Source organism: Bartonella sp. AP58NXGY, from assembly GCF_042195785.1.
Taxonomy (GTDB): Bacteria; Pseudomonadota; Alphaproteobacteria; order Rhizobiales; family Rhizobiaceae; genus Bartonella.
Map to the genome: position 1 here is coordinate 1 of NZ_JBHIOY010000058.1, position 1,643 is coordinate 1,643.

1 protein-coding gene and 1 pseudogene are annotated in these 1,643 nt (G+C 39.4%); one reads left to right on the forward strand and one right to left on the reverse strand.

What is annotated here, in order from left to right; translation table 11 throughout:
* Nucleotides 1–149 (reverse strand): annotated as a pseudogene (locus tag ACFINC_RS09320) (DUF883 domain-containing protein); the annotation flags it as partial.
* A gap of 700 nt (nucleotides 150–849) precedes the next feature.
* On the opposite strand from ACFINC_RS09320, the gene ACFINC_RS09325 reads away from it, so the two are divergent.
* Nucleotides 850–1,643 (forward strand): MotA/TolQ/ExbB proton channel family protein (locus ACFINC_RS09325; protein ID WP_375617030.1); only part of this gene is annotated, 794 nt, incomplete at its 3' end.

Here is a 1,643-nt window from a genome sequence, read left to right on the forward strand (position 1 = left end):
GCATTGAGTTTTTTAGCACCAAGATCTGTCAGTGTGGAGGGCATCCCTGAAATTTCATGACGTAACGTTTCTAATTGTCCCTGGAGCTCGTTTTGTAGGTCTTTTTCTGCTGCGGTTTTATTGTTTTGTGTTGTTTTGTTCTTGTTCATGATGTTCTGTCCCTCTCTTGTATAGTGGTGTTTGCTGTGTTCATCGTAATCATTTGCATTGGAGTGAAAATTTTTACTGCCGGGATAACGCCAAAAGTGTTTTTTAGTTCCTTGTCTTTTTGTGCAATTTAAAATTGTTTTATGCCTTTCAAGGTATTCAGCACCATTCTTTCTCTTTTGGGGGGCTGTTTCTTTTAAAAGGTTAAAGATCTTTTTCTTTAAGAGAAAAATCTGTGTTGTTTATCCCGTATAAATTATCTCTTGCTGGCAGATGTTTTGTTCTCTTTATTCAAGAGCGGTTGAAATGAGAAAAGCTTGCGTCTGAAAGGCTTGTTCAGCAATAATTGTGATAAATTATTATTATAAATCAATATGTTGCAAGTAGAAAGATGATGCGTTATTTTTATCAATTGAGATATTATACGGGAGATTTCTGATCAGTCTATCATTTTGCCAAATTTATACAGTAAAGTGATTGAAGTAAGGTAAACTTTTGAAGGGTTATAAAAAAATTTCTTGAATGATTTCTTTAGAATAAGAGAGTGTTTAGGGAATAAAACTATACTTGATTTATCAAGTTTTCTTTCTTAAGAGGAATGTGGAAGTGATGTTGAAGTGGCGGTGTGGAACAGGGGAGCTCTGCAGAATGGCGATTCAGCGTATAATGGAAGATTAAGACCACGAGAGTTGTGAGACAGAAATGGAATCTGAAACAGTCCCTTTAGAGAGCAGTTCTGCTGTATTGGCAGGGCATGATTTTTCACCTTTTTCTATGTTTATGGCTGCTGATTGGGTGGTGAAAGCTGTTATCGTTCTTTTGTTGCTTGCTTCTTTGATATCTTGGACAATTGCTTTTGTGAAAATTATTGAGATCACTTTGGCAAAACGACGCGTGCGTCATGAACTCCGATTGGTTCTTAATGCCCAGACTCTTACGCGTTTGGCTGCGAGCTTGAAAGAAAGCAAAGGGGCGGGGGTGTTTTTTCTCAAAGAGGTTCTTAAAGAGGTCTATCTTTCTACACAACAGGTTCATTTTGCTTCTCCCGAAGGGACAAGCGAAAGCTCTGGTGAGAGAGCGAATACAAGGAAAAGTGTACAAACGCTTGAAGATATTCTCTTTTATGAGGAAAACGATCAATATGGAGGTGCTTCTCGCGATGTTTATGTCCGCGATGTTCATGAAGGTTTAAAAGAAAGAGTTCATTCGCTTTTGTCGCGCTGCTTGCTGGCTGCGATACGCCGGGTTGCATATGGAAACGCTGTTCTTGCAACCATTGGTGCCATTGCACCCTTTGTGGGGCTTTTTGCAACGGTGTGGGGAATTATGAATTCTTTTATTGGGATTGCTCAATCGCAAACAACGCGACTTGATGTGGTGGCTCCTGGAATTGCTGAGGCTTTATTTGCAACGGCTATGGGGCTTTTTGTAGCTATTCCCGCCGTTGTTATGTATAATAGCCTTATGCGTGCTTTGAATGGTTATCGTAGTGATTT